Annotated in this window: 29 protein-coding genes; 14 read left to right on the plus strand and 15 right to left on the minus strand. The window is 67.1% G+C overall.

Features of this window, described 5'->3' with window-relative positions; all coding sequences use genetic code 11:
• Positions 1 to 244: 244 nt before the first annotated feature.
• Positions 245 to 706, minus strand: a complete 462-nt coding sequence (locus tag LXN01_RS15670; RefSeq protein WP_236866724.1) for an anthrone oxygenase family protein — start codon at positions 704 to 706, stop codon at positions 245 to 247.
• 40 nt (positions 707 to 746) lie between these two features.
• A complete protein-coding gene (locus LXN01_RS15675) occupies positions 747 to 1,610 on the minus strand; it encodes an NmrA family NAD(P)-binding protein (RefSeq protein WP_236866726.1) in 864 nt (287 codons plus the stop codon).
• A 151-nt stretch (positions 1,611 to 1,761) separates the two neighbouring features.
• On the opposite strand from LXN01_RS15675, the gene LXN01_RS15680 reads away from it, so the two are divergent.
• The gene (locus tag LXN01_RS15680; RefSeq protein WP_336885288.1) at positions 1,762 to 2,721 is read left to right on the plus strand and encodes an AraC family transcriptional regulator; all 960 of its coding nucleotides are present in this window, start codon (positions 1,762 to 1,764) and stop codon (positions 2,719 to 2,721) included.
• A gap of 135 nt (positions 2,722 to 2,856) precedes the next feature.
• On the opposite strand, the gene LXN01_RS15685 is transcribed toward LXN01_RS15680, so the two are convergent.
• Positions 2,857 to 3,324, minus strand: coding sequence for a DUF1801 domain-containing protein (locus tag LXN01_RS15685; protein ID WP_236866728.1), 468 nt, complete (start codon positions 3,322 to 3,324; stop codon positions 2,857 to 2,859).
• 66 nt (positions 3,325 to 3,390) lie between these two features.
• A complete protein-coding gene (locus LXN01_RS15690) occupies positions 3,391 to 4,041 on the minus strand; it encodes a dihydrofolate reductase family protein (RefSeq protein WP_236866730.1) in 651 nt (216 codons plus the stop codon).
• A gap of 112 nt (positions 4,042 to 4,153) precedes the next feature.
• Here LXN01_RS15690 and LXN01_RS15695 point away from each other — a divergent pair, with 112 nt between their 5' ends.
• A complete protein-coding gene (locus LXN01_RS15695; RefSeq protein WP_336885290.1) occupies positions 4,154 to 4,408 on the plus strand; it encodes a nuclear transport factor 2 family protein in 255 nt (84 codons plus the stop codon).
• 99 nt (positions 4,409 to 4,507) lie between these two features.
• Here LXN01_RS15695 and LXN01_RS15700 read toward each other — a convergent pair whose 3' ends face one another.
• The 5 genes from LXN01_RS15700 to LXN01_RS15720 all read right to left on the minus strand — a co-directional run bounded on the left by LXN01_RS15700 (position 4,508) and on the right by LXN01_RS15720 (position 10,054).
• Positions 4,508 to 5,317, minus strand: a complete 810-nt coding sequence (locus LXN01_RS15700) for an isocitrate lyase/PEP mutase family protein (protein ID WP_236866731.1) — start codon at positions 5,315 to 5,317, stop codon at positions 4,508 to 4,510.
• A 164-nt stretch (positions 5,318 to 5,481) separates the two neighbouring features.
• Complete coding sequence (locus LXN01_RS15705) at positions 5,482 to 6,645, minus strand: acyl-CoA dehydrogenase family protein (RefSeq protein ID WP_236866772.1); 1,164 nt, start codon at positions 6,643 to 6,645, stop codon at positions 5,482 to 5,484.
• Positions 6,646 to 6,661: 16 nt separating this feature from the next.
• Complete coding sequence (locus tag LXN01_RS15710; protein WP_236866733.1) at positions 6,662 to 7,096, minus strand: pyridoxamine 5'-phosphate oxidase family protein; 435 nt, start codon at positions 7,094 to 7,096, stop codon at positions 6,662 to 6,664.
• Positions 7,097 to 7,310: 214 nt separating this feature from the next.
• Positions 7,311 to 8,297 (minus strand): M28 family peptidase, encoded by a 987-nt coding sequence (locus LXN01_RS15715; protein WP_236866735.1) that lies wholly within the window; start codon positions 8,295 to 8,297, stop codon positions 7,311 to 7,313.
• Positions 8,298 to 8,917: 620 nt separating this feature from the next.
• A complete protein-coding gene (locus LXN01_RS15720) occupies positions 8,918 to 10,054 on the minus strand; it encodes an NAD(P)/FAD-dependent oxidoreductase (protein ID WP_236866737.1) in 1,137 nt (378 codons plus the stop codon).
• A gap of 114 nt (positions 10,055 to 10,168) precedes the next feature.
• Here LXN01_RS15720 and LXN01_RS15725 point away from each other — a divergent pair, with 114 nt between their 5' ends.
• Positions 10,169 to 10,678, plus strand: a complete 510-nt coding sequence (locus LXN01_RS15725) for a DUF2975 domain-containing protein (RefSeq protein WP_236866739.1) — start codon at positions 10,169 to 10,171, stop codon at positions 10,676 to 10,678.
• Complete coding sequence (locus tag LXN01_RS15730) at positions 10,678 to 10,884, plus strand: helix-turn-helix domain-containing protein (RefSeq protein ID WP_236866740.1); 207 nt, start codon at positions 10,678 to 10,680, stop codon at positions 10,882 to 10,884. Before LXN01_RS15725 ends, LXN01_RS15730 begins: the two co-directional genes overlap by 1 nt.
• A 66-nt stretch (positions 10,885 to 10,950) precedes the next feature.
• Here the strand turns inward: LXN01_RS15730 and LXN01_RS15735 are convergent, their stop codons facing one another.
• Complete coding sequence (locus tag LXN01_RS15735; RefSeq protein ID WP_236866742.1) at positions 10,951 to 12,225, minus strand: MFS transporter; 1,275 nt, start codon at positions 12,223 to 12,225, stop codon at positions 10,951 to 10,953.
• Positions 12,222 to 12,347, minus strand: coding sequence for a hypothetical protein (locus LXN01_RS16265; protein ID WP_272902562.1), 126 nt, complete (start codon positions 12,345 to 12,347; stop codon positions 12,222 to 12,224). The genes LXN01_RS15735 and LXN01_RS16265 overlap by 4 nt, the downstream gene beginning before the upstream one ends.
• 108 nt (positions 12,348 to 12,455) lie before the next feature.
• On the opposite strand from LXN01_RS16265, the gene LXN01_RS15740 reads away from it, so the two are divergent.
• Positions 12,456 to 13,145 (plus strand): ArsR/SmtB family transcription factor, encoded by a 690-nt coding sequence (locus LXN01_RS15740; RefSeq protein WP_236866744.1) that lies wholly within the window; start codon positions 12,456 to 12,458, stop codon positions 13,143 to 13,145.
• Between the two features lie 55 nt (positions 13,146 to 13,200).
• On the opposite strand, the gene LXN01_RS15745 is transcribed toward LXN01_RS15740, so the two are convergent.
• Positions 13,201 to 13,758, minus strand: a complete 558-nt coding sequence (locus LXN01_RS15745) for a CueP family metal-binding protein (RefSeq protein ID WP_236866746.1) — start codon at positions 13,756 to 13,758, stop codon at positions 13,201 to 13,203.
• Between the two features lie 190 nt (positions 13,759 to 13,948).
• On the opposite strand from LXN01_RS15745, the gene LXN01_RS15750 reads away from it, so the two are divergent.
• The 4 genes from LXN01_RS15750 (at position 13,949) to LXN01_RS15765 (ending at position 17,125) form a co-directional block, all read left to right on the plus strand.
• Entirely contained in the window at positions 13,949 to 14,662 is a 714-nt protein-coding gene (locus tag LXN01_RS15750; protein ID WP_236866748.1) for a response regulator transcription factor, read from the plus strand.
• A complete protein-coding gene (locus LXN01_RS15755; protein WP_236866750.1) occupies positions 14,659 to 15,768 on the plus strand; it encodes a sensor histidine kinase in 1,110 nt (369 codons plus the stop codon). The genes LXN01_RS15750 and LXN01_RS15755 overlap by 4 nt, the downstream gene beginning before the upstream one ends.
• Before the next feature lie 72 nt (positions 15,769 to 15,840).
• Positions 15,841 to 16,509, plus strand: a complete 669-nt coding sequence (locus LXN01_RS15760; RefSeq protein ID WP_425547689.1) for a DUF305 domain-containing protein — start codon at positions 15,841 to 15,843, stop codon at positions 16,507 to 16,509.
• Between the two features lie 208 nt (positions 16,510 to 16,717).
• Positions 16,718 to 17,125, plus strand: coding sequence for a four-helix bundle copper-binding protein (locus LXN01_RS15765; RefSeq protein ID WP_236866754.1), 408 nt, complete (start codon positions 16,718 to 16,720; stop codon positions 17,123 to 17,125).
• 86 nt (positions 17,126 to 17,211) lie between these two features.
• Here LXN01_RS15765 and LXN01_RS15770 read toward each other — a convergent pair whose 3' ends face one another.
• Positions 17,212 to 18,408, minus strand: coding sequence for a pyridoxal phosphate-dependent aminotransferase (locus LXN01_RS15770; RefSeq protein WP_236866755.1), 1,197 nt, complete (start codon positions 18,406 to 18,408; stop codon positions 17,212 to 17,214).
• A gap of 149 nt (positions 18,409 to 18,557) precedes the next feature.
• On the opposite strand from LXN01_RS15770, the gene LXN01_RS15775 reads away from it, so the two are divergent.
• The 3 genes from LXN01_RS15775 to LXN01_RS15785 are packed head-to-tail and all read left to right on the plus strand — an operon-like array spanning position 18,558 to position 21,093.
• A complete protein-coding gene (locus tag LXN01_RS15775) occupies positions 18,558 to 19,859 on the plus strand; it encodes a DUF418 domain-containing protein (protein ID WP_236866757.1) in 1,302 nt (433 codons plus the stop codon).
• Positions 19,856 to 20,494, plus strand: a complete 639-nt coding sequence (locus LXN01_RS15780) for a hypothetical protein (protein ID WP_236866758.1) — start codon at positions 19,856 to 19,858, stop codon at positions 20,492 to 20,494. Before LXN01_RS15775 ends, LXN01_RS15780 begins: the two co-directional genes overlap by 4 nt.
• Entirely contained in the window at positions 20,491 to 21,093 is a 603-nt protein-coding gene (locus LXN01_RS15785) for an OmpA family protein (RefSeq protein ID WP_336885289.1), read from the plus strand. Before LXN01_RS15780 ends, LXN01_RS15785 begins: the two co-directional genes overlap by 4 nt.
• A gap of 151 nt (positions 21,094 to 21,244) precedes the next feature.
• Here LXN01_RS15785 and LXN01_RS15790 read toward each other — a convergent pair whose 3' ends face one another.
• Positions 21,245 to 21,970, minus strand: coding sequence for an SDR family NAD(P)-dependent oxidoreductase (locus LXN01_RS15790; RefSeq protein WP_236866760.1), 726 nt, complete (start codon positions 21,968 to 21,970; stop codon positions 21,245 to 21,247).
• A gap of 160 nt (positions 21,971 to 22,130) precedes the next feature.
• The gene (locus LXN01_RS15795) at positions 22,131 to 23,072 is read right to left on the minus strand and encodes a cation diffusion facilitator family transporter (protein WP_236866762.1); all 942 of its coding nucleotides are present in this window, start codon (positions 23,070 to 23,072) and stop codon (positions 22,131 to 22,133) included.
• A 188-nt stretch (positions 23,073 to 23,260) separates the two neighbouring features.
• Here LXN01_RS15795 and LXN01_RS15800 point away from each other — a divergent pair, with 188 nt between their 5' ends.
• Positions 23,261 to 24,322: a glycerophosphodiester phosphodiesterase family protein gene (locus tag LXN01_RS15800; protein WP_236866764.1), complete on the plus strand. Its 1,062-nt coding sequence runs from the start codon at positions 23,261 to 23,263 to the stop codon at positions 24,320 to 24,322.
• A gap of 71 nt (positions 24,323 to 24,393) precedes the next feature.
• A complete protein-coding gene (locus LXN01_RS15805; RefSeq protein WP_236866766.1) occupies positions 24,394 to 24,717 on the plus strand; it encodes a hypothetical protein in 324 nt (107 codons plus the stop codon).
• The last annotated feature ends 318 nt before the right edge of the window (positions 24,718 to 25,035 follow it).

Below are 25,035 nucleotides of genomic sequence, written 5' to 3' on the forward strand. Positions count from 1 at the left end.
TCGATCGCGAACACGACCGAAGGGGCGAGGACGACCGGCGCAACGCCGAGGCCGGCGATTGCCGCGGCGACGGCGGGGGCGAGGACGATGTTCTTCAAAGTAGTACCTTTCCGATAAGGGGAGTTCTGTTCGAAGGTAGCGCTTCTGCTTCAATCGCCGAACTTGTGTTCAGTTCTGGTCGAGAGAAATTGAAGAGTGGCCCTGGCCCCTCGGCGGGGTACTGCAGACGCCGTGCTGCGTCGGCTCAACCGCGCTCCAGTACTACGGCCAGAGCGAAGCTCACCAGGGCGGCGGTGCTGGTGAGGGTGCGGGTGTGATGCCAACGGTTCCAGCGGGGCTCAAACTGCTGGCGGGCGTCACGAACGTGGGCCTCGGAGCTGACGGTAGCCCGGTCGAGTGCCCGGTTGAGGGGTACATTCACAGCTGCGGTGATGAGGAACGTGAGCGCGGAGCAGATCGCGCCCAGCCCGAGCCACAGCAGAGGTGTCGGGTTTCCGCGCCAGGGAAGGAGCACTGCGCTGACGACCGCGGTCAGGGGTGCGGCGAAGAAGGCGAGCAGGAACCGGCGGTTGAGAATCGCGGTGTTGATCGCCCGGAACGCCTGGATGTAGGTGCGGTCATCGACGTCGCGGAATCCGACGGTGACCGCACAGGTGAATGCGAAGAACAGTCCGGCCAGAAGCCCGTTGGTGACAATCGCGACCACGACCAGAGGGTCAAGAGCCGAGAGAACCATGACGCACCGCCTATCGAGCAGCCAGCACCCGGTCGATGGTGGTCTCGATCGGGGTGTGCACGCGCATGCTTCGGTCACCGCGCGGAGCCAGGAGTCCCTGCTCGTCGGCTCGATAGAGCTCGGCGAGGCTTTCAGCGACATGCGGGCGGAACCCCGCGTCCACGAGTGCTTCCTGCCAGCCGGGTTCCGGAAGAAGTGCCACGTGCAGTTCCTTCCCGAGGGCGGCACCGAGTACCGCCGCCACGGCCCGCTCGGAGTATCCCGGCCCGATGATGTCGACCGCTTCGCTGCTGGCAGACGGCGACAGGAATGCGTCGGCTACGGCGGCACCGATGTCCGCGGTGGCGACCATCGGAAGCTGAACGTCCGCCGAGGCCGCGAACACGGGGTAGACGCTGCTCTGGCGTGCGAGGTCGATCACGTCGGAGACCTTCTCCTGGAAGTGCCCCGAGCGCAGTGCGATCACTGTGGTGCCGGTCGCGAGCAGCGCCTGCTCCAAGCGGTGCAGGCCGGTGATCGGGCCGGTTCCCTCGGCGAGATCGGCTCCGCCGGAGGACAGCATGACCACTCGCGGAACCCGGGCAGCAATCACTGCGCTGGCGATCGAGGCGATCAGTCTGTCGGCATGGGCGTCGAGATCATCGGCGCTCAGATCGAACGGCAGCAGCGCGAAGAACCCCGCGCACCCCTCCAGCGCCTCGGCCAATCCAGTCCGATCCTCGAGATCGGCGATCCAGGCGTGCGCGCCTTGCGCCTCCCAGGCATCGGCATCTGACGGTCGGCGAACCAGCACGCGCACCCTGGCTCCCGCGGCGAGCAGGTGCGTCGCTGCGGCGGATCCAACTCGGCCTGTTGCTCCTGCGATGACATACATGACGACTCCTCATTCTCGACTGGGACGACTTGTCCCAACACCCGACGCTACGGCGCGTTCTCCGGCGTTGCTATGCCTGCAAGTTCATAGTTATTGCTCGTTCGTCCGGCGAACCCGGCGGACCACATCTTTGTCGTGAGAGGATTGCAATGTGCAGAACACCGTAAACTCCGGGGGCGGCCATCGGCTGGCAAGTGTGCTGGGCAGGCTCCGGATGCGCAGCACGTTCTACTGCCATGCCGAACTCGGCGAACCTTGGGCACTGGAGATGCCGGCGATCCCCGACTCGATCAGCTTTCACGTGGTCACCGCCGGAATCTGCTGGCTGCGCCTCACCGATGCCGAACCCGTCGAGCTGCGTGGGGGCGACCTTGCCCTCGTACCGCACGGTCTCGGGCACCATCTGCTCAGCTCTCCCGAAGCGCAATCCGGCCCTCGGGTCGACCTGCTTCCCCAGCAGTACCTGAGTGAGCACTACTCCGTGCTCAGGCACGGCGGTCGCGGAACGCGCGGCGCACAGCTGATCTGCGGAGTCGTGTCGTTCGACGATCCCGCCGCTCGTCAACTGATGCGCGCCCTGCCCAAGATCCTGTTCATCGGCGGTGACACCGTCGCCGCAGCATCCTCCACTCGTGACACGCTGCGGCTCATGGCACGTGAACTCGCCCAACCGCAGGCCGGTGGGGAGGAGGTCGCGACGCGCCTCGCCGACATCCTCGTCATCCAAGCGGTCCGAGCCTGGATTGCCGCCGACCTCGATGTCAACCAGGGGTGGTTGCACGCGCTGCAGGACGAGCGGATCGGACGCGTCCTGGAGGCGATCCACACCGAACCGGGTAAGGAGTGGAACGTGGAACGCCTCGCGCGGCTTGCGACCATGTCGCGATCCTCGTTCAGCACGCGTTTCACCGAACTCGTCGGCGAAGCTCCCATTGCCTACCTCACTCGCTGGCGCATGAACCTCGCTCACACCCGGATCCGCGGCGAGAACATCACCGCCGCCCGACTCGCCACCGAGCTCGGCTACCGATCCGAGGCCGCTTTCAACCGCGCATTCACCCGAATAATCGGGCGTACACCCGGATCAATCCGCAGACAGCAGCTCCGGTGACAGCCGCCGATGGGTGCTGCCTCCGGGGATGAGGGGAATGAGGACGCTCTCGATGATATGGCAGACGCGCCGGGCTCAACCGGCCGAGGCGGTTGCTGATCTGACACCAGGCGTCACCGCTCAGCACCTCGGACGCTACATCTTCACACCCGGCAGCCGGCTGGCCTGCTCGATCCAGGATTGCAGCTGCTCCTCGTCGATCTCATCGTCGTGCCGAATGTCGAGGTAGCGCACCTCCTCGTGCTTCGACTTCTTGGGCGGCATGGGCTCCAGGGAGGTTCCCCGCAGGAACTGCAGCTGCACATAGTGGGTGTAGCACCGGAACGACATGAACCAGCCCTCCCCCTGTGGACCGTAGAACGGCTGGTTCCACTTCACCGCCTTGCGCACCTCGGGAACCGTGCTGGTGACCAGGTCGTCGATCCGGCGGCCGACCGCCTGCTTCCACTCCGGCATCGCTGCGATGTAGGCCTGCACCGGTCCATCGCCTTCACCTTTGGGGATCTGCGGATTGCCACCGGACAGGAGCCGGGGCTTCTCAGCGCCCGTGCCGTGGTGGTCGGCGGGCGTGGACCGCGTAGGGGCCTGCTTGCGTTCGGCCATGTGGTCGTTGTTCTCCTTCCGGGCATCTGACCCGTGTCAGTCTCGAGGATTCTCGCCGGCTCCGGGTCAGGCCTCCTCGATGGAATTGCGGGGCACTGTGTAGCGGAGCAGGACTCCGCCGGAGTCGAGTGTCCGCGCATTGATGAGTTCAAGAGGGCGGAGGGAGGATGCAGGTTTGAACAAGGGCGTGCCGGAGCCGAGGATCACCGGAGCGACGCCGACCAGCAGCTCATCGACCAGGCCCGCTTTCAGCAGCGAGTCCGTGAGCACGGCGCTGCCGAAGACGTAGATCGGCTTCTCGTCGAGCTGTTTGCGGCGGCCGAGCTCACCGATGATGTCGGCGGTCACCTCCGTGTTGTTCCAGGCGGCTTCGGTGAGCGTGCGGGAGGCCACGAGCTTGGGGATCGCGTTCATGTAGCGCACGATCGCGGAGTCCTCCCCGGTCCCTTGCTCTTCACCGGAGGCGCTGCCGGGCTCCTCACCGGCGACCGGATCACTCGTCCCGTCCGCAGGTTCACCAGCGGTGGGCCAGTACGAGGCCATGCCCTCATAGGTGACGCGGCCGAACACGAGCAGCCGGGCCTCCTCGCCGAACTGCAGGCTGAGGCGTCGCAGGTCTTCGCCCCAGATGTGCTCGTGGAGTTCCAGATCCCACTTCTCATCCCCTTCGAAGCAGCCGTCCAACGACATGATGTTCCAGACGATGAGCTTGCCCACTGCAGTGCTCCTCTGATGTCGGGATGCCAGGATCTCACGTCTTCATCAACCGCGTCACGGACTTCCCTGAAGCTCATCGGACCTTTGTTCGGCCCCCTCCGGCGGGCGTAGGATTGTCCGCGTCGTCGACCGCAATCATCCGCCGAAATCGCCGCTCGTCGTCGAAGGCAGGGACGCCATCCGCTCCTGGCTCGAGGACACCTACTCCCGCGACATGACGCATCACGTCGTCGATCCGGTGGTTGCCGAGGACAGGGTCGCGCTGACCACCGAGTGCCGGTATCCGGACGGAACCAACGTGACGTGTGCCTGCACTGCAGAAATCTCGGAAGGGAAGATCACGCGGCAGCGCGTCGTGCAGGTCTGAGACGAGTAGCCTGCCACTCGACGGCCGACCGGCCACCGCCGGCCGCGAGCAGAGTGTTGGCGGGCGAGTGAGTTTACCGCCAGGCGAGTGAGCTTGCCGTCAGGAGCTGCCGAGCCGACTGTCGACGTCCGGCAGGTCCACGAACTGGGAGAACGTTCCCTGCCCGGCGATCTCCTCGGCGGCATTCAGGAAACCGCGCCAGGCCGTCTTGGCGAGCATGCCACCCACGCTGATCCGCCGTACCCCGAGTTCGGCGGCTTCGGCGACGGTGGTGAACGGCCTGTTGATGAGCAGGTTCACCGGCTTGGGCGCCACGGCTTCGACGATCGCGGACACGTGGTCGAGCGAGCTGAGGCGGGGCGCGTAGAGGCAGTCCGCCCCCGCCTCGGCGAAGGCGGTGAGCCGGCGGATCGCCTCGTCGATGTCGGGACGGTCCCACACGAACCCCTCGGTGCGGGCGGTGAGGACCACCTCGGTGCCGGTATCGTCGATCGCGGCCTTGGCAGCGCGAATCCGATCGACCGCGAGCTCGAACTCGAACAGCGGCTCAGCGGGATCGCCGGAGTAGTCCTCGACGGAGAGTCCGGCGATGCCCGTCTGCACCGCCTTCTTCACGTTCTCGGCCAGCGGCTCGGGCTGTGCTGCGTAGCCGTTCTGGAAGTCGGCGTTGAGCGGCAGATCGACGGAGTCGGCGAGCAGGCGCAGGTGCGTGAGAGTCTGGTCGAGGTCGATATCGTTGTCCGGCAGCCCCAGCGTCCAGGCACAGCCCGCGCTGGTCGTGGCCAGCGCCTTGAATCCCAGCGCGGCAAGGACGTGAGCGCTGCCGACGTCCCAGGGGTTCGGCATCACGAAGCATCCGGAGGAATGCAGCCGCCGGAACTCGGCGATTCGATCGGCGCTGGACACCATGGCGCACCTCGCTCGGCTCGACTCCGGTCCGGGAACTCCGCACCGGGAGAATCCAGGCCATCAGGATAGGTTCGCGCTCCTTCGCCGGTCAATGATTCGACGTGGGCCACGAGCGCGGCGCGCACCGCGAAACGATCCCCGGCCTTCGCCGCCGACCTGATCGCTCAATACGACCGCGGAAGACCGAGAACCTTCGTGCCCAGGTAGTTGAGGACCATCTCCTGGCTGACGGGTGCGATGCGCATGAGCCGGACCTCGCGCAGGTACCGGCCGACGTGGTACTCCTCCGAGTAGCCCATTCCGCCGTGCACCTGCAGCGCACGATCAGCGGCCTCGTAGCCCGCCTCCGCGCAGAGGTACTTCGCGGTGTTCGCCTCGCGTCCACTGGGGAGACCCTGGTCGTAGGTCCACGTGGCCTTGCGCAGTGCGAGCTCCGCGGCGTCGAGCTTGGCCAGGGAGTCCGCGAGCGGGAACTGGATGCCCTGGTTCATGCCGATGGGCCGGTCGAACACCACCCGCTCCTTCGCGTACGCGGTCGCCTTGGCGAGCGCTGCCCGGCCGATGCCGAGCGCCTCGGCGGCGATGAGCATCCGCTCGGGGTTGAGCCCGTCGAGGATGTAGCTGAAGCCCTTGCCCTCCTCCCCCACCCGGTGGGACTCGGGGATGACGAGATCGTCAATGAGGAGCTCGTTGGAGGACACGGCGTTGCGGCCGATCTTCCTGATGGGATTGATCGAGACCCGGTCGCGGTCCAGGTCGGTGAAGAAGAGGGTGAGCCCGTCCGTGGGGCGTTCGACCTCGCTGCGCGGGGTGGTGCGAGTCAGCAGCAGGATCTTCTCCGACTCGAGGGCCTTCGAGATCCACACCTTGCGCCCCCGCACCACGTAGTCGGAACCGCGCCGCTTGGCGAAGGTGGTGATCCTGGTGGTGTCCAGGCCGGCATCCGGCTCCGTGACGCCGAAGCACACGTGCAGGTCGCCCGAGACCACCCGCGGGAGGTTCTCCTGCTTGAGCTCATCGGAGCCGTGCACGATCACGGGGTGCATCCCGAAGATGGTCATGTGGACGGAGCTGGCGGCGTTCATCGCGCCACCGCCGGCGGCGATCTCCTCGAGCAGCAGGGAGGCCTCCGTGATACCCAACCCGCCGCCCCCGTACTCCTCGGGGGTCGTGATGCCGAGCCACCCGTGGGCGGCCAAGTGATCGTAGAACTCCTGCGGGAACTGCCCGTCCAGGTCCTTCTGCGACCAGTACTCGTCGTCGAAGGCGGAGACGATCTCCCTCGCCCCGCTGCGCACCTCGGCCTGGCTGTCGGTGAGACCGAACATCACGCGGTTCTCCTTCTCAGTCCGTGGGTTCGACATCCGGCTCCGGCTCGGGCCCGCGGTGGAACCGGCGACCGGAGACCTCGTCCACGTCGAGCCGGACGAAGAACCGCTTCACCGTCGGCACGAGCGGCTGCAGCTCCAGCTCCTCCGCCGCGCTGATCTCGGCCGCGGTGTCGAGCAGGCGCACCGAGCCGCGGACGATGACGCTCCAGACCTCGTCCTCGCCGATGTCGTCGACCTCGAAGATCGCCCTGCCCGCGATGATGCTGCCCGCGAGCTTCGTTCCCGGTGCGCTGCGGAAGGTGAGCTCGCGCCCGTCGGCGTGATAGTTGATGGGGAAGATCTCGATGTCGTCGCCGACCCTGAAGACCAGGCGCCCCACATCCTTCTGGGTGAGGAGCTGGAGGCTCTCCTGCTCCGGGATCTCCTGCATGGGATTCTGGGTGCTCATGTCGATCCTCCTTGTTCGTGCGTCCTGCCGGCCGCTCGCGTCGGCGCCGTCAGGGGATCCACGCTGTGGTGTACCTCACTGTAACCGCGGCCCGTGCTCCGCGGGCAGCCATCCACCCCTTGAGGAGTTCGGTCTCGCAGCTGCGCTCGCGCTAACGTGCGACAGCGGCCCGCGTTATGGCGCGGACCGCCTCGGCCCAGTAGTTCCCGTGCCGCTACCGGATCCGAGGGTCCTCGGCGAGGCGCGTGGTGACATCGATGATCGCGTCGGTCATCAGGCGCAGCGTGGGGATGTCGACGTTGCGGATATCGTCACCGACATCGTGATAGTTCGGGTCGCAGGGCTGCTTCGCCGCGCCGCCGAACAGGCGGGCCTCGCTGTTCGACTTCTTCTCGTCGTCTCCGGTGTACAGCCCCCCGGCAGCCACACCCCGCTTGACGAAGGCGACCTGGTCGGAGTCGTAGTCCCAGTCCGTCGTGGTCCACGGCAGGTTCCGGGAGTCGAAGTAGCCGGTGAGGAGATCCATGATCCGGGTCGAACCCGGGGTGATGTCGTTGTCCGTGTCGGAGTCGCGCGCGTCATAGACCGCGAAGATGGGGTTGGGCGAGGCGATCATGTCGAAGTTGAGGTAGGCGGCGATCCGGCTGAGCTCCTCCTTGCTGTTCTTGGCCAGATCCTTGACGTAGTGCCGGGAGCCGTAGGACTTGGAGAACTCCTCGGCACCCCAGAACGCGAAGCGCACCCTGTTGACGAGGTCGGTGCGGCCGCCGAGCGCCTTCGCCGCCTCGAGCACCGCTGCCACTCCGGACCCGTTGTCGTTGATGGCGGGAGCGCCGGGAACCCCGTCGAGGTGACCCCCGATCATGACGACGTGATCGGCCCGACCGGCGTCGGTCTCCGCGAGGATGTTGAAGGTCTCGATCGTCCTTCCGCTGTCCTTGAAGCTGAAGTGCTGGCGCGTGCTCCGGCAGCCGGCCGCGGCGAGCTGCTGCTCGACGTACTGGGCCGCCGCCTCGTACCCGCGGGTGCCGGCGGCACGGTCACCATACCGATCGGCCAGCGCCTGGAGCGCCCGCAGATGTTCGAACACCGCAGGAGCTTCACCCGGCGGGGGAATCCTGCGCGGCGGGGTGAAGACTCCCTGCGGGAACTCGCCCTGGGCGACGTTGATGACGGACTGGAGGAGCCGGTTCAGCTGCATGGTGACCTCACGTGTGCGACGTTGCGACTTAGGCAGTCTATGGTTCGGCACACAGGTGCGCGGCGGTTCCGCACGAGGTCTGCGGGAATGCGGGTGAAGTGTGCGGTGCGCAGTGGGAGATTCATCAGGAGTTGAACCCGCCGATACCCGCGATGAGTGTGCGGGGTGACACGCTCGCCGTATTCGTTCACGGTCATGGCAGCCCCAGCTCGGCTCGCTCCTGGTCGAGGCGTCAGCGATCGCCGAACCAGGGATGGATCTGCACACGATCGCAGCCGATCGGGAGGCACCGCTGACTTCAGAAATCGGTGCCGACGTTCCGACCCATGGGGGGCGCGTCGTCGTGCGGCGGCAGACCCAGCCAGGCAGAACGGTCACGAGGTCTGGTCCTGCGCTGGCCCGACGTCGCCGCCGCCTCCTCAGAGCATGGTGTCTAATGCGTCGATCTCGTCAATACCAGCCGCTCGCTGTGGTCGACGGACAGCCTCGACGACTTCCACGCGGTCGGGACGCTCACCCCAGCCGGTCAGCAGCCCGGTGGGTTCAACTTCGGGTTCGTCCGCAGCCGCCCGGCTCTGCCGCCCGAATGTTTCCGCCCTTCAAAGGCAGGGCGCGGGGTCCTACGGCAGGGGGAAGGAACCAGCACCGAAGAGGATGCGGTGTGCGGCCCGTCGGCCCAGGGGTGTGCGAAGTGCGGCGAAAGCGCTCGAGGCGGCAACGGGGGTGCGCACCTGGGCCAGACCGTTCCGCAGCAGCAGCCGCCCGCGGAAGCGGGCCCGTAGAGTCTTGCCGTCGTAGTTCTTCAGTGGCCGGCGCAGGCCAGTGTGCAGGGCATCGTCCAGGATCTCGGCAGCGTGTGCGGACAGGCGCAGGCAAGGATCGAGACCGCCGGCGGTCAGGGGAGACACCGCGCCGGCCGCATCGCCGACGAGCAGTCCGTGGGGGCTGCTGATCCGGGGCAGAACGCCTCCCACCGGGATCGGTCCAGCCCGCTTCTCTGTGTCCGGCGGTGGGGTGATTCCGTCCAACCCCAGCGCTCGGGCGGTGAAGCTCCGCAGTGCACTGTAGACGCCTGTGGGAAAGCGGTTTGGGTAACCGGCCGTGCCCACGTGGACGTGCTCTCCGTCCCGGACGACCCAGGCCAGGTAGCCGGGGGCGATCGAGGGGTCGACGACGCAGTGGAACGTCGGCACCACGTCGTCGCGGCGGTCGGGGAACACTTCTTCGGCACCCACCAGCAGGTGACGGTTGCGGCTCAGACCCAGCTCCTGGGCGACCTTGGAACGGGCCCCGTCAGCGCCGACCACGAAGTGTGCACGGACACGTAACGGGCCGCCTGGCCCGATGAGGTCATACGCTCCGTCGCTGCCGCCGGTGAAGCGGGTGGCCAGCTGCAGTGTGACTCCCGCATCCACGGCCTCGCGTGCGGCTGCGGCATACAGCGGTCCCATGTCTCCGACCCGGAACTCGTCGCGCTCGCTGGCCAGGGCCACGGGGTCGGTCAGGTCGGGCGGGTAGAGCACGACGCGGCGGATGGCAGGCCCCAGATGGGCGGCCGGGAGATCGAAGTCCTCGAGCGTGCGCCGCACGAAGATCCCGGTGGTCCTAACTGTGCCGTTCAGTGTGGGGCGACGCTCCGCCAGCAGCACGTCGTGGCCGGCGCCCGCCAGCAGGGTGGCGACGTGCAGCCCGGCCAGACCGGCGCCGACCACCAGCACGTCCGTACTGACCTCGCGCTCTTCGGAAAGCCGTTCCATTGCAATCTCCTCTGTTCGGGGACCGCGGCGCATCGACCGACCAGTGATCGCGCGGCTGCATGACACGCCCGCTCCCCAATTGACATTCAACATCGATCTAGCGACTATCGATATATGTCTACCGTGAATCAAGGTCGCGTGTCCACCGTGAGCCGAGTGGTCATGCCCCTGCGAGTCCTGTTGGTCCTAGTGTTCCTCGGGCTGCTGATCGCCCAGATCATGTCCTTCCCCGGAGAGTTCATCCACTCCGCGGAAGGCGACCCCTGGCGGTGGCCGATGCTGATCTTCTGGGAGCTCGAGGCGCTGTGCGTGCAGGTCGTGATCGTATGCACCTGGCGCTTGCTGACCCTGGTCCGCCGCGATCGGATCTTCACGGCCGCATCCATGCGGTGGGTCGATGCGATCGCATGGACCTTCCTCGCCGCCTGGGTGCTGCTGGTCGCGATGGCCGGATCCATGGTTCTCTACATCTACTTCACCCCCGAGCTGCGCGATCCCGGGCCTGCCGCGGTTCTGATCGGCGTCACCCTGCTCGCGGCGGTGTTCGTGCTGCTCATCGTCGTGCTGCGAGACCTCCTGCGGCAGGCGACCACGCTGCGCGAGGACCTCGAGGGGGTGATCTAGTGGCCATCGTGGTCCGGATCGACGTCGAACTGGCCAAGCGCAAGATGAGCGTCGGGGAGTTCGCCGAGCGAGTCGGCATCAGCCCGGCAAATGTCTCCGTGCTCAAGAACGGGCGCGCGAAGGCGGTGAGGTTCAGCACCTTGGATGCCATGTGCCGGGTGCTCGAATGCCAGCCGGGGGACCTCCTGGAATGGGTCGACGACTGACTCCTGTAACCATCACGGGATCGTGTCACCGCCACGCCGACGACGCAACGTTCGTGCCGGCCTGATTCAGGGGTGCGGCAGGGTTGGGGCCGGGTGGTGGGTCTCGTACATGCGCACGGCGACGATCAGGGCTGAGGCGGCGCTGATGCCGGCGGCGACCCAGACGGAGGCGTGCAGGCCCAGCAGGTCGGCGACGACCCCGCCGAGAATGGCTCCGACGGCGTAGCCGAGGTCGCGCCAGACACGGTAAACGCCCACGGCGCGACCGCGCCAACTCGGGTGGGCGACGTCACCGACCACAGCCAGCAGCGTCGGGTAGACCATCGCGGTGCCCGCTCCCAGCAGAATCGTGCCGATCGACCATCCGGGAAAGCTGTGCGAGGCGGCGATGACCACCAGGGCCCCGGCCTGGAGGGCCATGCCGGCGGTGATCAGGTGCTTGCGCCCGATGCGATCCGACAGAGCTCCAGTGACCAACTGCCCGGCGCCCCACACCCCGGGGTAGAGGGCGAACAGCAGACCGATCTGCGCGACGGTGAGGTCGGCGGTGGCGAACAGCAGGGGGAACAGACCCCAGGACAGCCCGAAGTTGAGGTTGTTGACCAGTCCGCCCTGACTGGCCGAGGACAGGGCCGGCTCCTTGAGGCTGACCTGGGCGATGATCTCGCGATCAGTGAGATCCGCGTGCAGGTGGTCATGCATCCCATCCACGCGGGAAGTGTGACGGCCGGCGTCCAGCAGCGCGTGGCCGCGGGTCTCCTTCACGAACACTCCCGACAGCAACAGGGCCAGGGCGGCGTAGGCCAAGCCCAGCAAGAACGGTGCCGGGCGCAGCCCGTACTGTTCAGCCAGGTAGCCGGCCAGCAGTGAGGTCACGGCCACCGCCCCGTAACCGGCAGCCTCGTTGAGCCCCATCGCCAAGCCGCGCTGCCTCGGACCCACGAGGTCGATCTTCATCACCACGGTCGTGGACCAGGTCAGGCCCTGGTTGATGCCCAACAGAACGTTGGCGGCCACCACCCACCACCAATCCGTCGCGAAGATCAGCATCAGGGGAACCGGCACGGCGAACAGCCAGCCGACCACCAGGACGGGTTTGCGCCCATAGCGGTCGGAGAAGGTGCCGGCGAACCAGTTGGCGATCGCCTTGGTGATCCCGAATGCAGCCACGTAGGTGAAGATGAACGTGTAACCGGTGAGTCCGAACTCCTCCCCGGCCAGCAACGGCAGTACGGTCTGCTGCTGGCCGACCATGCCCCCGACCAGCGCGTTGACCGCGACCAGCAGAGCGAACTGGGCGGCATTGGCACGCAGCCCGAGCACCACAGGTCGAGCGCTCATGCGCGCGCTCCTGCCCCGACCTGCAGGTCCTCGCCGGTGATGCGGGCCCAGGACCGGTCGAAGCAGGTGGAGATCGCCAGTCCATCGTCCATGATCGGCGTCGGGTTCAGCTCGGTCGGCATCTCATGCTCCCGTGGTTCCTGTCCCCGCGAACCGCAGGCGACTTTGCTATTCCAAACAAACATGGAATAGAGTCAGTCATCATATTCCATAGATTGCTGGAGGATCAAATGGGTGACCGGCAGAGGAAGAAGGAGCTGTTCAATCAGCTCGCCCGGGTGGGCAAGGCGCTGGGCAACGGCAAGCGCCTGGAACTTGTGGACCTATTGGCCCAGGGGGAACGCAGCGTCGAGCACCTCGCAGTCGTCGCGGGCCTGGGGTTGAGCACCGCCTCGGCGCACCTGCAGGTGCTCAAGCAGGCAGGGCTGGTGAACACCCGCAAAGACGGCACGCGGATCTTCTACACTCTGGCCGGCCTGGATGTGGCCGGGCTCTACGAGCAGCTGCGCAACGTGGCCGTCGACCGGATGGCCGAGGCCGAGCGCGCCCGGGATGACTACCTGCACGGCGGGCGCGCGCCCGTCCCTGAGGCGCAGGAGCAGGAGCTGAGCCGCGAGGACCTGCTGGCCCGGGCCGCTGATGGGGCGGTGACGGTCCTGGATGTCCGACCGGCCGAGGAGTTCGCCGCCGGCCACATCCCCGGAGCCGTGTCGATCCCCTTGGAGAAGCTCCAGCAGCGCCTCGACGAATTGCCGCCTGACCAGCAGGTCGTGGCCTACTGCCGCGGCGCCTGTTGCGTGCTCGCCTACGAGGCCGTGGAGTTGCTGCACGCCCACGGCCGCCAGGCCAGGCGACTACAGGACGGGATGCTGGAATGGCGTCTCGCGGAACTGCCCGTGACCACCGGCCATGCCGCCTGAGAAGCGCACTGACCCTCGGACCACTCGAGCCCGACCGCACACCGTCCCGAACGCCTCACCGGGTCAGCTGCAGGTCGGTGATGCAGGTCGCACCGTCTTCAGCGGTGCTGAACTGTGTGGTGCCGGAGCGCCCGTCATGATCGACCGTGATGGTGCCGGTGAGGTCGCGTGGCAGCCAGTATCCGATGAAGCCGTTGTCGAAGGTGGTTGTCTCCTCGTCCACGAGGACGTCCCCGGTGCCGTCTTCGGTGATCGTGACGGTCACGGATTCGCCGCTGATCTCACCCTGGCAGGTGGTGAGGCTGTGGTAGAAGCAGTCGTGCGTCTGCTCCGCGTAAGGAGCGATCGACACGTACATCGAGTCCTCGGGCATGTCCATGCTGATCTCTTCGTCGGCATCGGACAACACCAGTTCGTCGGGTCGGACCGCGGCCATCAGGTCCAACGGCCGGTCAGCGACAGGCAGCTCGTCGAGGTGTTCGATGACCTCGACGGTGTCCTTGCCCGTCAGACCGAATTCATCGAGCAGGCCGGACTGCGGGCTGCCTGTTGGGGCGGAGCACCCGACGAGGGCGAGTGTCAGGGCGGCAGAGGCGAACGCGAGGCGTTTCATTCGATCCGTGTCTCCGTATCGGCGGCGGGCTGGAATCCGCCTGGTGGTGGTCCGGCTGGTGGGGGTCCGGTCTCATTGTCTCCCACCCCTGAAGGTGGAATCCGAGGAGGTGTTTGAAGGTTTGGCGAAGATTCGCACCCGACCGGGTTGAACGCCTGCGTTCGCGGTGCAGTGAGGACAGACTGGAGTCATGCGCGCTGAACGAACCCAGCCAGGACACGGAGGCCGTGTCATCGTGGCTGAGGATGAGAAGTCCTTGGCGGCGATGGTGGCGACCTATCTGAGCCGCGCCGGCTTCGAGGTCGGGCAGGTTCACACCGGCGTGCAGGCGGTGCAGACGGTGCAGGCCGAGGAGCCCGACGTCTTGGTTCTCGACCTGGGCCTGCCCGGGCTCGACGGTCTCGAGGTCTGCCGAAGGGTGCGGGCAATCTCCGACTGCTATGTGCTGATCCTGACGGCCCGCGGCAGTGAGGACGACAGGCTCACGGGCCTGGCGGCCGGTGCCGATGATTACATCACGAAGCCCTTCAGCGTGCGCGAGCTGGTCGCCCGGGTGCATGCCGTGCTGCGGCGGCCACGCACCGGCCTCCCGCAGCCGGAAGCGGTGCGGATCCGTGGGGAGCTGACCATTGATCTGGCAGGCCACGAGGCGCGAATCGGCGCCACGCCGGTTCCCCTGACGCGCACGGAGTTCGATCTGCTGACCGTGCTGTCGGCTGCGCCGGGGCGCGTGCTCTCCCGCCGGCAGCTGATCGACGCGGTCTGGGACACCTCCTGGGTGGGTGACGAGCGCATCGTCGATGTTCACATCGGGCATCTGCGCCGCAAGCTCGGTGAAGAGCCCGACGGCCCCGGTTTCATCGAGACCGTCCGCGGAGTCGGGTATCGGATGGTGGATCGATGAGCCCTCGCCCGCAGGGATTGGCCTCGCGCTTCCTCGGCGCGCAGCTGATCGTGGTCACGATGAGCCTGCTGGCAGCTGCCATGGTCGCCACGGTGGCCGGGCCACCGCTGTTCCACGAGCATCTGGAGCTGGCAGGCGTCCCCGGACCCTCGCAGGAGCAGTTCCATGTCGAGCGGGCATACCGGGACGCGAACCTCATCACGCTGGCAGTGGCCTCCGCAACCGGACTGGCCTGTGCCGCACTGGCGAGCTTCATCCTGTCGCGGACGATTCGGAAGCCGCTGGACCAGATCACTCGCGCCGCCGCCGACGTCGCCGGCGGACGCTACGACGTCCGTGTTCCGGTGATGGGTGCAGGGATCGAGCTCGATGCCCTCGCCGAATCATTCAACACGATGGCCGACCGCCTGCAGCGCACGGAGGACACCCGCCGTCGCATGCTCTCCGACTTGGCCCACGAGATGAGCACACCGGTGTCCGTGATCGGGGTGTACACCGAGGGGCTGCAGGACGGAGTCGTCGACTGGAATGCCACCACCAGCGCGGTCTTGACCGAGCAGCTCACCCGCCTGACACGGCTGATCGAGGATCTCGATGAGGTCTCCCGGGCCGAGGAAGGACGGTTCGACCTCGACCGCGCCGAGGTCTCCGTCGCCGACCTGCTGACCAGCGCGGCCGCTGCGATGCAGGAGCGGTACAACCTCGAACGGGTCAGGCTGCACACCGCGGTCGACCCGGCCTGCGGAGTGGTGGATGTCGACCGGCAGCGCCTTGCGCAGGTGCTGGACAACCTGCTGTCCAACGCTCTCCGCCACACACCGAGCGGCGGAACCGTATCCCTCCAGGCGACCTGCGCCGACGCCGCAGTCCTCATCCGCGTCGCTGACACGGGGGAGGGAATGACGACGAACCAGCTGGCGCACGTGTTCGAGCGGTTCTACCGCGGCGGCACCGCGCGGGATCGCGGTCAGGGCGGATCCGGCATCGGGCTGACGATCTCCCGAGCTCTCGTGGAGGCCCACGACGGCACCCTCTCCGCCACCTCCCCGGGACCCGGTCATGGATCGGTCTTCACCGTCGCGCTTCCCCGCAGCAGGAACGGCTGACGCGACATGAGCAGCTCGCCCGATTGCACCGAAACTCTCGCTCACACTGAACTCTCACTCACGAAAGGACACATCATGAAGCACCGCACATTCGCCGCCGTCGCACTGGCAGGAACTCTCGCCCTGACAGGATGCACCGGTGGGCAGGAGACCACTGACGGTCAGGATCCGGCCCCCGCCTCCTCGGACGCCCCCGCCTCCCCGGAGGCCACCGACACGGGCACCACCGGAGAGGAGATCTCGCCGGAGCACAACGATGCCGACGTGATGTTTGCACAGATGATGATCCCGCACCACCAACAGGCCGTGGAGATGAGCGAGACGCTGCTGGCCAAGGACGATATCCCTCAGGACGTCGCCGACTTCGCCCAGGGCGTCATCGACGCGCAGCAGCCGGAGATCGACCGGATGAACTCGATGCTCGAAGCCTGGGGCCAGGACCCTGTGAGCGCCACGGAGCGGCCGGGCCGGAATCAAGGCCAAGGCCAGGGCCAGGGCCACGGCGGGATGAGCGGGATGATGAGTGAAGACGACATTCAGCGGCTGAACGAGGCCACCGGCACCGACGCCGCCCGGCTGTACCTGGAGCAGATGATCAGACACCACGAGGGAGCGGTCGAGATGGCCGAACAGCAGGTATCCGACGGACAGAACCCGCAGGCGATCGAATTGGCCGAACAGATCATCCAAGACCAAGAAGCAGAGATTCGGGACATGGAGACCATGCTCGAAGGCCTCTGACACACCTCCGCCAGGGGGCTCCTCTCCGGTCGGCGGCCCTGCGTGGATCGAGGTTTTGCCGGCGTCTCGCGTATGAAGATTCTGCAAAGATCGTGCCCGGGCGGCTGTGCTCGGCTGGGCGCTTCACTAGCGTCGACATCAGCCGGGGATCACCGGAATTCGACTCGGAGAAGGCCGGGCGCCGACCCGGAGACGAAGGAGCAGACCGATGACTCACATCACCTCGATGATCGAAACCCACCCCAACGGCACCGCCGACCTCGACGTCCAGAAACTCGCCGACTGCATCGCCGCGTGCTTCGAATGCGCCCAGACCTGCACCGCCTGTGCTGATGCCTGTCTGGCTGAGGACATGGTGACCGACCTGCGCGACTGCATCCGCCGCAACCTCGACTGCGCGGATCTCTGCGCAGCCACCGGCCGGATCCTCAGCCGCCGCACGGGTCAGAACCTCACCACGGTCAAAGCCGCACTCGAAGCATGCCGGACCGCGTGTGCAGAATGTGCCGCCGAGTGTGAGAAACACGCAGAGATGCACGAGCACTGCCGCGTCTGCGCTGAGGCCTGCCGCCGATGCGAACAGGCCTGCGCCGAGCTGCTGTCCGTGATCGGCTGATCCTCGCCGCGCTCCGGCGCGACCGGCGTCGAAGCGACCGGCGTCGAGGCGGGCGAGCGGCAGTCGACCCGGGAGCACATGCGTCGCTAGTGGCTCTCGATCCACTCCTTGAGCCTGCCCAGACCCTTGCTGATCGCCTCGGCGTCGATGCCCGAATATGCCAGGCGGATGTACTTTCGCTCATCCCACTCCTGCAGGCGGCCGAAATGCTCCCGGGTGCAGAAGGAGACCCCCGTGTTGTGCAGCGCGAGGTCGGCGAATTCCGACAGCTCGGTGACTCCCACGCGCTCCATCGCCTCGGTCACGTCGGGGAAGACGTAGAAGGTCGAGTGGGGCACGGCGACCTGCATCCCCGGGGTCGAGTTGACGAGCTCGCAGGTGAGATCGCGCCGTTCCTGGAAGGTCGCGAGCATGTCATGCACGTGGTCCTGGGGACCGGTCAGCGCGGCGATGCCGGCCCACTGCACGTACTGGTTGGTGCACGACTCGTCGTTGGTGTTCATCGTCGACATCACCTCGGCGATCGCCTGCGGTGCGACCGCGCACCCCAAGCGGGAACCCGTCATCGCGAACTTCTTGCTGAAGGTGTAGAGGATGACCGTACGCTCGGCCATCCCCGGCAGGGCGGCGATCGAGGAGGAGGTGCCCTCGTAGCGGATCTCGAAATACGCCTCGTCGGAGAGCACCCACAGGTCGTGCTCGCGGGCGATCTGGGCGATCGCCTCGCGCTCCTCCTGCGTCGACTCCGCCGAGATCGGGTTCTGCAGGTCGTTGTAGATGATCGCCGTCGTCGTGTCGGTGATCATCGAGCGCAGGTGTTCGAGGTCGATCGCGAAGCCATCATCGGTAGGCACGTACCGGTACGGCAGCGCCTGCCCGCCGAAGTAGTCGATCTGCGATTCGTAGATCGGGAATCCGGGATTCGGGTAGAGAACTCCCTCGCCGGGGTTCATCACGGCCTGGAGGAACTTCGTGATCACCGGCTTCCCGCCCGTGGTGACGACCACGGATGAGGGGTCGATCGTCATTCCCCGCTGGCTGCCGATCTCCTCGGCCAGCGCCGCCCGGAGTTCGGGGATGCCGGGGCCGGGGCAGTAGCCGGTGTGACCGTCGGCGATCGCCTTGTTGAGCGCCTCGACGATGTGCGGTGCCATCGGCAGGTCGATGTCGCCGAGGTGGAACGGGTACACGGTGTTGCCGCGAGCGGACCAGTCGGCTGCGGCGTTGGCCACGGAGAAGGCCGTCTCCGTGCCGAGTCTCTCCAGTCGTCGTGCCAGCTTCATGGCCGTCTCCTCCGCTGCGTAGTCGGATCGGTGCATCAGGAACCCCGGAAGCGTCCACGAGTGCTGCTGCCCAGGACTTCCCAGAATAGGTGAGATGAGGGATCGCAGGGAGAGCCGGCCTGCGCTCGGACGCGGGATACGATCGGGTCGTGCATTCCCCTGACCTCGCCCCTTCCCCTCCCGTCCGCCACTCCCCCGTCGTCCCGCCCTCGCGGGCAGCCGCTCCGGACCTCGCCCGAGGCGTCATGCTGCTGCTCATCGCCGTCGCCAACGTCTCCTGGTACCTGTGGGGACACCAGACGCAGCCCGCGAGCGCCCATCCCGTCGACGGCAACCCCCTCGACCGGGCGTTGGCCGCGCTCACGATCCTCTTCGTCGATGCGCGGATCTACCCGATGTTCGCCTTCCTCTTCGGCTACGGCATGGTGCAGTTCGCCCGCTCTCGTGAGGAGCGCGGGGTGCCGCCCCAGAGAGTCGACCGGATGCTGCTGCGGCGGCACTGGTGGCTCATCGCCTTCGGCGCGATGCACGCGGCGCTCCTGTTCTCCGGGGACGTCCTCGGAGCGTACGGTCTGGCAGGACTCCTGCTCGGCTGGCTGCTGTTCCGCCGCAGCGACCGGGCGGCGGCGATCACCGTGTGGAGCCTCGTGGCCGTCTTCGTGTCCGTCACCGTCCTCGGCATGATGTCGGCTGCGCTGCTCAGCCTCCTGCCCCCGGAGGTGTTGGCGGCTGATGAAGGCGCCGAGGCGTTCGCGGTGGGTCCGGACCTGCTCAACGGTCAGGCGGTCTACTGGCAGTCGCTCCTCATCCGCCTCGGGCTGTGGCTGGCCGGCACGGTGGGCACCGTCATCGGCCTCGCCGTACCCATCTGCGTCCTCTTCGGCTGGCTCGCCGCGCGGAAGCAGTGGCTGGAGGAGCCGGAGCGGCATCAGGGGACGCTCCGCACGGTGGCGGTCTGGGGAATCCTCGTCGGCGTGCTCGGTGCACTGCCGCAGATGCTGATCTACCTCGACGTGCTGCCGGTGCCGGACGCGCTGTCGTGGAGCCTGGCGGGGTTGGCGTCCGTGACCGGCGTGGCCGGCGGGATCGGCTACGCCGCGCTGTTCGGCCTGCTCGCCCGAGCCCTGCGCGGCAGGATCCCCGCGGCCCTGCGGCCGGTGGCCGCCGTCGGCCGCCGCTCGCTGACGTTCTACCTGCTGCAGTCGGTGATCTTCGCCCCGCTGCTGGCGGCCTGGGGACTGGGCCTCGGCCCCGACTTCAACACGGCGACCGCGTTCGCGCTGGCGCTGGGCGTGTGGCTGCTGTCCCTGGGACTCGCGGAGATCCTCGAACGCCGGAACGCCCGCGGTCCCGCCGAGGTTGTCCTCAGACGGCTCACGTACGGCGGGGACGGGCGGAGTTCCGCCCGCGGCGCCGGCACCACCACACCGAGTGACAAGGAGATCCCATGAATAGACCACGCGCATCGCGCCCCGTTCTCATCGCGGTTGCCATCGGCCTCTCAGCAGTGCTCACGGCCTGCACCGGAGGCTCGGGCGACAGCCAGAACCCCGCTGACTCCGGTTCCGTGGCGGATGATTCGGCGCCGCAGGAAGTCACGGATGAGGGTGAGGGCAGCGCCCCAGCCGGTGAGGACGGCTCGGCGGAAGCGGCAGGACTCGATCCCGCCAACTTGCCCGAGCCGGTGGCGACCGGGGAGATCCCGGCCGTGGTGGAAGGCGATGACGCGGGCGAGGCGACGATGACCGTCAACTTCTACGGACTCAAGCGCGAGGGCCAGACAGTGGTGGGCCAGTTCTCCTTCGCCGTCAATTCCGACGCGTCCGACGAGGCGCAATGGATCTACGACTACCTGGGCAAACAGAGCTGGCACCCGTTCCTCGTCGACTCCGTCAATCTCAAGCGCCACGGAGTCGTCGGCTCGGCGGGCGGCAAGGCGCAGACGAACAGCCAGGGCCCGAAATTCCGCCCCGGGCAGACGTTCTACGCGTTCGCGGTCTTCGCCGCCCCGCCGGAGGACGTGACGACGATGGACGTGTCCGTGATCGACGGCATGCCGCTCGTGACCGGAGTCGAGGTCCAGTGATCACGCAGAGGGCCTGTGGTGTGCGGCGGCTCCTCGGAGTCAGCGGCGCACTCGTGCTGGCGGGGGCGGTGGTGCTGGCTCCGACCGGCCCGGCGGGCGCCTCGCTCGCAGACCTCCCGGCACCGACCGAGCAGGAGCTGCGCTCCTCCATCAATGATCTCGACCCTGAGATCTCCGACCTCGATCCGACCGTCGACGAGCTCGATCGCTCTGTCACCGACGCGGACACCACGGAGGAGGACGATGGCGAGACGGTGGTGACCCTCGCCTCGGACATCTTCTTCGATTTCGACTCGGCGGAGATCAACGATGCGGCAGCCGACCGGATTCGCGAACTCGTCGGCGACATCCCCGACGGCGCCGCGGTCGCCGTCCACGGCCATACCGACTCGAAGGGCGAGGACGACTACAACCAGCAGCTCTCCGAGGATCGTGCCCGCACCGTGGCCGAGGTGGTCTCCGCCGAGCGCGGTGATCTCGAGGTGGAGGTCGAGGGCTTCGGCGAGACGCGACCGGTCGCCTCGAATGGAACCGCGGACGCGGACGATCCCGAGGGGCGGGCGAAGAACCGGCGCGTCGAGATCCGCTACGACAGCTGAGGCTGGATCCGCTACGACAGCTGCGGCCGCGACTGACTCTTTCGGCCGGCGGCAGCCGCTCCAGCCCCGCTCTCGGGTATCGGGATCAGGAATGCCCCGCGGCTCGAGTGCCGCGGGGCATTCCCAGCAACTGAGGTCGGACCAGATCCGGTCAGACGGCGGTGTAGCCGCCGTCGATCGGGATGATCGCGCCAGTGATGAAGGCCGCCTTGTCGGAGGCCAGGAAGGTGATGAGGTCTGCGACCTCCTGCGGCTGGCCCACGCGGCCCGCGGGGTGCAGCTCGGAGTAGGTCTTCAGGTCCTCCTCGCCGATCAGCGGGGTCTCGATCACTCCGGGTGCGACGGCGTTGACGCGCACGCCGTTCTTGGCGTACATCGTGCCGGCGGCGCGGGTCATGTTGACGACGCCGCCCTTCGAAGCCGAATAGGCGATGTTGTTCGAGACCGCCACCATGCCGAACATCGAGGCGAGGTTGATGACGACACCCGGGCTCTTCTGCTCGAGGAACTGTGCGATCGCATACTTGTTGGTGTAGAAGACGCCGGAGTAGTCGATGCCGTTGGTCTTCTCCCAGTTGTCGACCGTCGAGGTGACGACGTCACCCTCGCCACCGACACCTGCGGATGCAACGGCGATGTCGAGCTTGCCGTACTGTTCGACGGCAGCGGCGACACCCGCCTCGACGTTGTCCGCCTTGGAGACGTCGCCCTGGTAGAAGCCGGCACCGATCTCCTCGGCGGTGTCCTTCGCCTTCGGGTTGAAGTCGAAGATGAACACCTTCGCGCCTTCGGCGATGAAGTTCTTCGCGGTGGCCAGGCCCAGGCCGGAGCCGCCTCCGGTGATGAATGCGACCTTGTTCTCGAGCTGGAGCTCCATAATGGTGATCCCTTCGTTGAAGCGAGTGGTGCACCGGCGAATCCGCCGTCAGTCGAGGGAACAGGCGATTCGCGCCGACTATTCCGGTTTCGAGCTTGAGTCAGCATACGTTTCGGTTTTCAGGTCGCTCGCGGCAGACGCGTGGCTCTCTCCCCGGGAGTCACCGGGCAGCACTCGAACCGTGGTGCGAAGCCGGGTCCTCGATGGGTTCGACGTGATTCGTGACCCGCAGGTCCGGGTACTCGGACCTGACTGCCGCGGCGACTTCCCGGGAGAGGTCGTGGGCCCGCTGCACGGTCCAGCTGCCGGGCACCAGCAGGTGGGTGTCCATGAACCGCAGGCGTCCGGCCTCACGGGTGCGCACCTGATGGAACTCGATGCCATCGACAGCGTAGCCGTCCAGGATCGCTCTGATGCGGTCGTTGTCCTCCTGGGGCAGGCTGACGTCCATCAGTCCGGCGGTCGACGCGGCGATCAGGCGCCACCCGGTGACGAGAATGTTGATCCCCACCGCAAGCGCCACCACTGCATCAAGCCGGTTCCAGCCCGTCGCGAAGACCAGGAACACCCCGACGACGACACCGATCGAGGTCCAGACGTCGGTCATCAGGTGCTTGCCGTCGGCGGTGAGCGTGATGGACCGGTGTCGCTTTCCGACGCGCAGCAGAACCAGCGCGACCGCTCCGTTGACGGCTCCGGCCACCAGCGAGACGCCCAGGCCGACGCCCACGTTCTCCAATTCCTGCGGATTGAAGAACCGGACAACGGAGCTGTAGATGATGAACGCGGCGGCCACGAAGATCATCACGCCTTCGAGCACGGCCGAGAAGTACTCGGCCTTGCTGTGGCCGTACTGATGATTCTTGTCAGCCGGTCGGGCCGCGACCACCAGGGCGACCAGGGCCGCGATCGCAGCGCCGAGGTTGACCACCGACTCGGCCGCGTCCGAGAGCAGGCCCACGGATCCGGTGAGCTTCCAAGCGAGAGTCTTCAGTCCGATCGTCACCAGGGCGGCGGCGATGGACAGCCAGGCGTACGAGGTGAGGGAAGGAGCGTCCGCACCGCTCGCTGAGCGGGGATCGTGAGGCGTGGTGGAAGTCATGCCGTCAATCCTGCCAGTCACCCAGCGGGGTCGCCATCGACTTCCGGCCTGCCGTCGAGCGGCTGCGCCGTTCGCTGGGTGTTCACGTGCCTTTCCACCCTTTGACGCCGGGAGGTGGCGGTCGGTCCCTACCGTGGCTGACGGCGCCCCGCCCGGCGCGCACCGTCACCTAGACATGGGGGAACACGATGTCGATGTACCGCACCGCGGCCCTGGCCGCCACCTTGACAGCCGTCGTCGTCACAACCGCAGCCGTCCCGGCGAACGCCGAGCGGCCCGAGGACCGGTTCGACCTGCAAGCTCACCGCGGGGGGACCGGCCTCTACACGGAGAGCACGGTCGAGTCGTTCGCGAATGCTCTGGAGCTCGGGGTGACCACCCTGGAGCTGGACACGCAGGTGACGGAGGACGGCGCCGTCGTCGTCACGCACGACCGCCAGATCAGCGCGGACAAGTGCAGGGACACTGCTCCGGCCACCGCCGAGGACCCGGAGTTCCCGTACGTCGGGAAGTACCTTACCGACCTCACCCTCGCCCAGGTGAAGACCGTCGAGTGCGGCTACCAGCGGCTGCCCCAGTTCCCTGACCAGCAGGTCGCCACCGGGCCGATGATCGAGCTGAGCGACGTCTTCGACGTGGTGCGCCACTACCGGGCCAACAACGTCATGCTCAATATCGAGACCAAGGTCGAGGCAGGAGCGCCCGAGGAGACCGCTCCGCGCGCGGAGTTCGTCGGCGCGGTGCTCGCGGAGATCAAGGAGCACAGGATGGAGCGCCAGGTGACGATCCAGAGCTTCGACTGGGGCGCCCTGGAGCTGGTGGAGGAACTGAATCCCGCCCTCCCGCGCGTTGCGCTGACCAACCACGACTTCCTCCAGATCGGCCAGCCCGGCGCCTCGCCGTGGCTCGGCGGCCTGGACTCGGACGACTTCGACGGCGACCTCGTGGCCATGGCTGAGCACCTCGGCGTCGATGCAATCTCGCCTGTCCACGGCTTCCCGCAGGGCGGCAAGCTGGGCGACCCGGAATACCGCGTGTACCCGGACGAGCAGATGGTGGCCGACGCCCACGCGGCCGGTATCGAGGTGATCCCGTGGACCGTGGACGACCCGGCCACCATGCATCACCTCATGGACCTCGGCGTCGACGGCCTCATCACCGACCGACCGGACCGTCTCCGCGAGGTGATGGCGGAGCGTGGGCTGCGGCTGCCGAAGCAGTACACCGCCCCGCACGGCTCGCTGCTCTGATCTGAGGGCCCCGAGCCAGGCGGCCCCAGGCCGTGACCTCAGGTGCGTCCGTTTGGGGATACCCTCCGGGTATGGCTATCAGTCGTTCCGAACGTGCCACGGCCACGGGCCTTCTCTTCGTGTCCACCTTCCAGAGCCTCCTCGCGTCCGGAGCGCCGTGGGGCCGAGCGGCCTACGGCGGGACCACTGACGGAGTTCTGCCCGGCCGTCTGCGCGTGATCAGTGCAGTGGCCGCGCTGGGTTACGGAACCGGGGCGATCCTCGTCTTGCGTGGCAGCGGATCGCCCCGCAACCGGGCCCGCGCCTTCACGGCCTTGAGCGCATTCATGGGCCTGGGAGTGATCGTCAACGGTGCGTCCCGATCGCCCTCGAACGCACCCTCTGGACGCCGGTGACGGCAGCACTGGCCGTTCTGGCCTGGCGCCCTCAACAGCGATGTCGCCCGATCAGCGCATCTCGACACATGCTGTAGAGATGCCGCCTACTTTGCGCGGGAGACGCCGGGAAAGTCTGCAGGAATAGCTTGCTCTTAAGCGTGCTGTGCAAAGTAGGGCACCCGGGCCTGAGTCGGACCGGTTCTTCAATCTCATGGGGGATGGAGCGCGCAGCCTGTGAAAGCAGTTGGCCTCAGCTCAAGTGATCTGAGGCCAACTGGGCAGCTAGTCGTTGCCCACCTAGCCTCGATCTTTCGTCGTGGTCTCGGTTCGGGTGCG

Source organism: Brevibacterium daeguense, assembly GCF_021729135.1.
GTDB lineage: Bacteria > Actinomycetota > Actinomycetes > Actinomycetales > Brevibacteriaceae > Brevibacterium > Brevibacterium daeguense.

Coding starts and splice junctions, on each gene's coding strand:
- LXN01_RS15675 (WP_236866726.1), bottom strand. CDS start 1,610: ATGTATGTCATCGCAGGAGCAACAGGCCGAGTTGGATCCGCCGCAGCG.
- LXN01_RS15685 (WP_236866728.1), bottom strand. CDS start 3,324: ATGGCCGAACGCAAGCAGGCCCCTACGCGGTCCACGCCCGCCGACCAC.
- LXN01_RS15700 (WP_236866731.1), bottom strand. CDS start 5,317: ATGGTGTCCAGCGCCGATCGAATCGCCGAGTTCCGGCGGCTGCATTCC.
- LXN01_RS15705 (WP_236866772.1), bottom strand. CDS start 6,645: ATGTTCGGTCTCACCGACAGCCAGGCCGAGGTGCGCAGCGGGGCGAGG.
- LXN01_RS15710 (WP_236866733.1), bottom strand. CDS start 7,096: ATGAGCACCCAGAATCCCATGCAGGAGATCCCGGAGCAGGAGAGCCTC.
- LXN01_RS15715 (WP_236866735.1), bottom strand. CDS start 8,297: ATGCAGCTGAACCGGCTCCTCCAGTCCGTCATCAACGTCGCCCAGGGC.
- LXN01_RS15720 (WP_236866737.1), bottom strand. CDS start 10,054: ATGGAACGGCTTTCCGAAGAGCGCGAGGTCAGTACGGACGTGCTGGTG.
- LXN01_RS15725 (WP_236866739.1), top strand. CDS start 10,169: ATGTCTACCGTGAATCAAGGTCGCGTGTCCACCGTGAGCCGAGTGGTC.
- LXN01_RS15735 (WP_236866742.1), bottom strand. CDS start 12,225: ATGAGCGCTCGACCTGTGGTGCTCGGGCTGCGTGCCAATGCCGCCCAG.
- LXN01_RS16265 (WP_272902562.1), bottom strand. CDS start 12,347: ATGCCGACCGAGCTGAACCCGACGCCGATCATGGACGATGGACTGGCG.
- LXN01_RS15740 (WP_236866744.1), top strand. CDS start 12,456: ATGGGTGACCGGCAGAGGAAGAAGGAGCTGTTCAATCAGCTCGCCCGG.
- LXN01_RS15745 (WP_236866746.1), bottom strand. CDS start 13,758: ATGAAACGCCTCGCGTTCGCCTCTGCCGCCCTGACACTCGCCCTCGTC.
- LXN01_RS15750 (WP_236866748.1), top strand. CDS start 13,949: ATGCGCGCTGAACGAACCCAGCCAGGACACGGAGGCCGTGTCATCGTG.
- LXN01_RS15755 (WP_236866750.1), top strand. CDS start 14,659: ATGAGCCCTCGCCCGCAGGGATTGGCCTCGCGCTTCCTCGGCGCGCAG.
- LXN01_RS15765 (WP_236866754.1), top strand. CDS start 16,718: ATGACTCACATCACCTCGATGATCGAAACCCACCCCAACGGCACCGCC.
- LXN01_RS15770 (WP_236866755.1), bottom strand. CDS start 18,408: ATGAAGCTGGCACGACGACTGGAGAGACTCGGCACGGAGACGGCCTTC.
- LXN01_RS15780 (WP_236866758.1), top strand. CDS start 19,856: ATGAATAGACCACGCGCATCGCGCCCCGTTCTCATCGCGGTTGCCATC.
- LXN01_RS15790 (WP_236866760.1), bottom strand. CDS start 21,970: ATGGAGCTCCAGCTCGAGAACAAGGTCGCATTCATCACCGGAGGCGGC.
- LXN01_RS15795 (WP_236866762.1), bottom strand. CDS start 23,072: ATGACTTCCACCACGCCTCACGATCCCCGCTCAGCGAGCGGTGCGGAC.
- LXN01_RS15800 (WP_236866764.1), top strand. CDS start 23,261: ATGTCGATGTACCGCACCGCGGCCCTGGCCGCCACCTTGACAGCCGTC.
- LXN01_RS15805 (WP_236866766.1), top strand. CDS start 24,394: ATGGCTATCAGTCGTTCCGAACGTGCCACGGCCACGGGCCTTCTCTTC.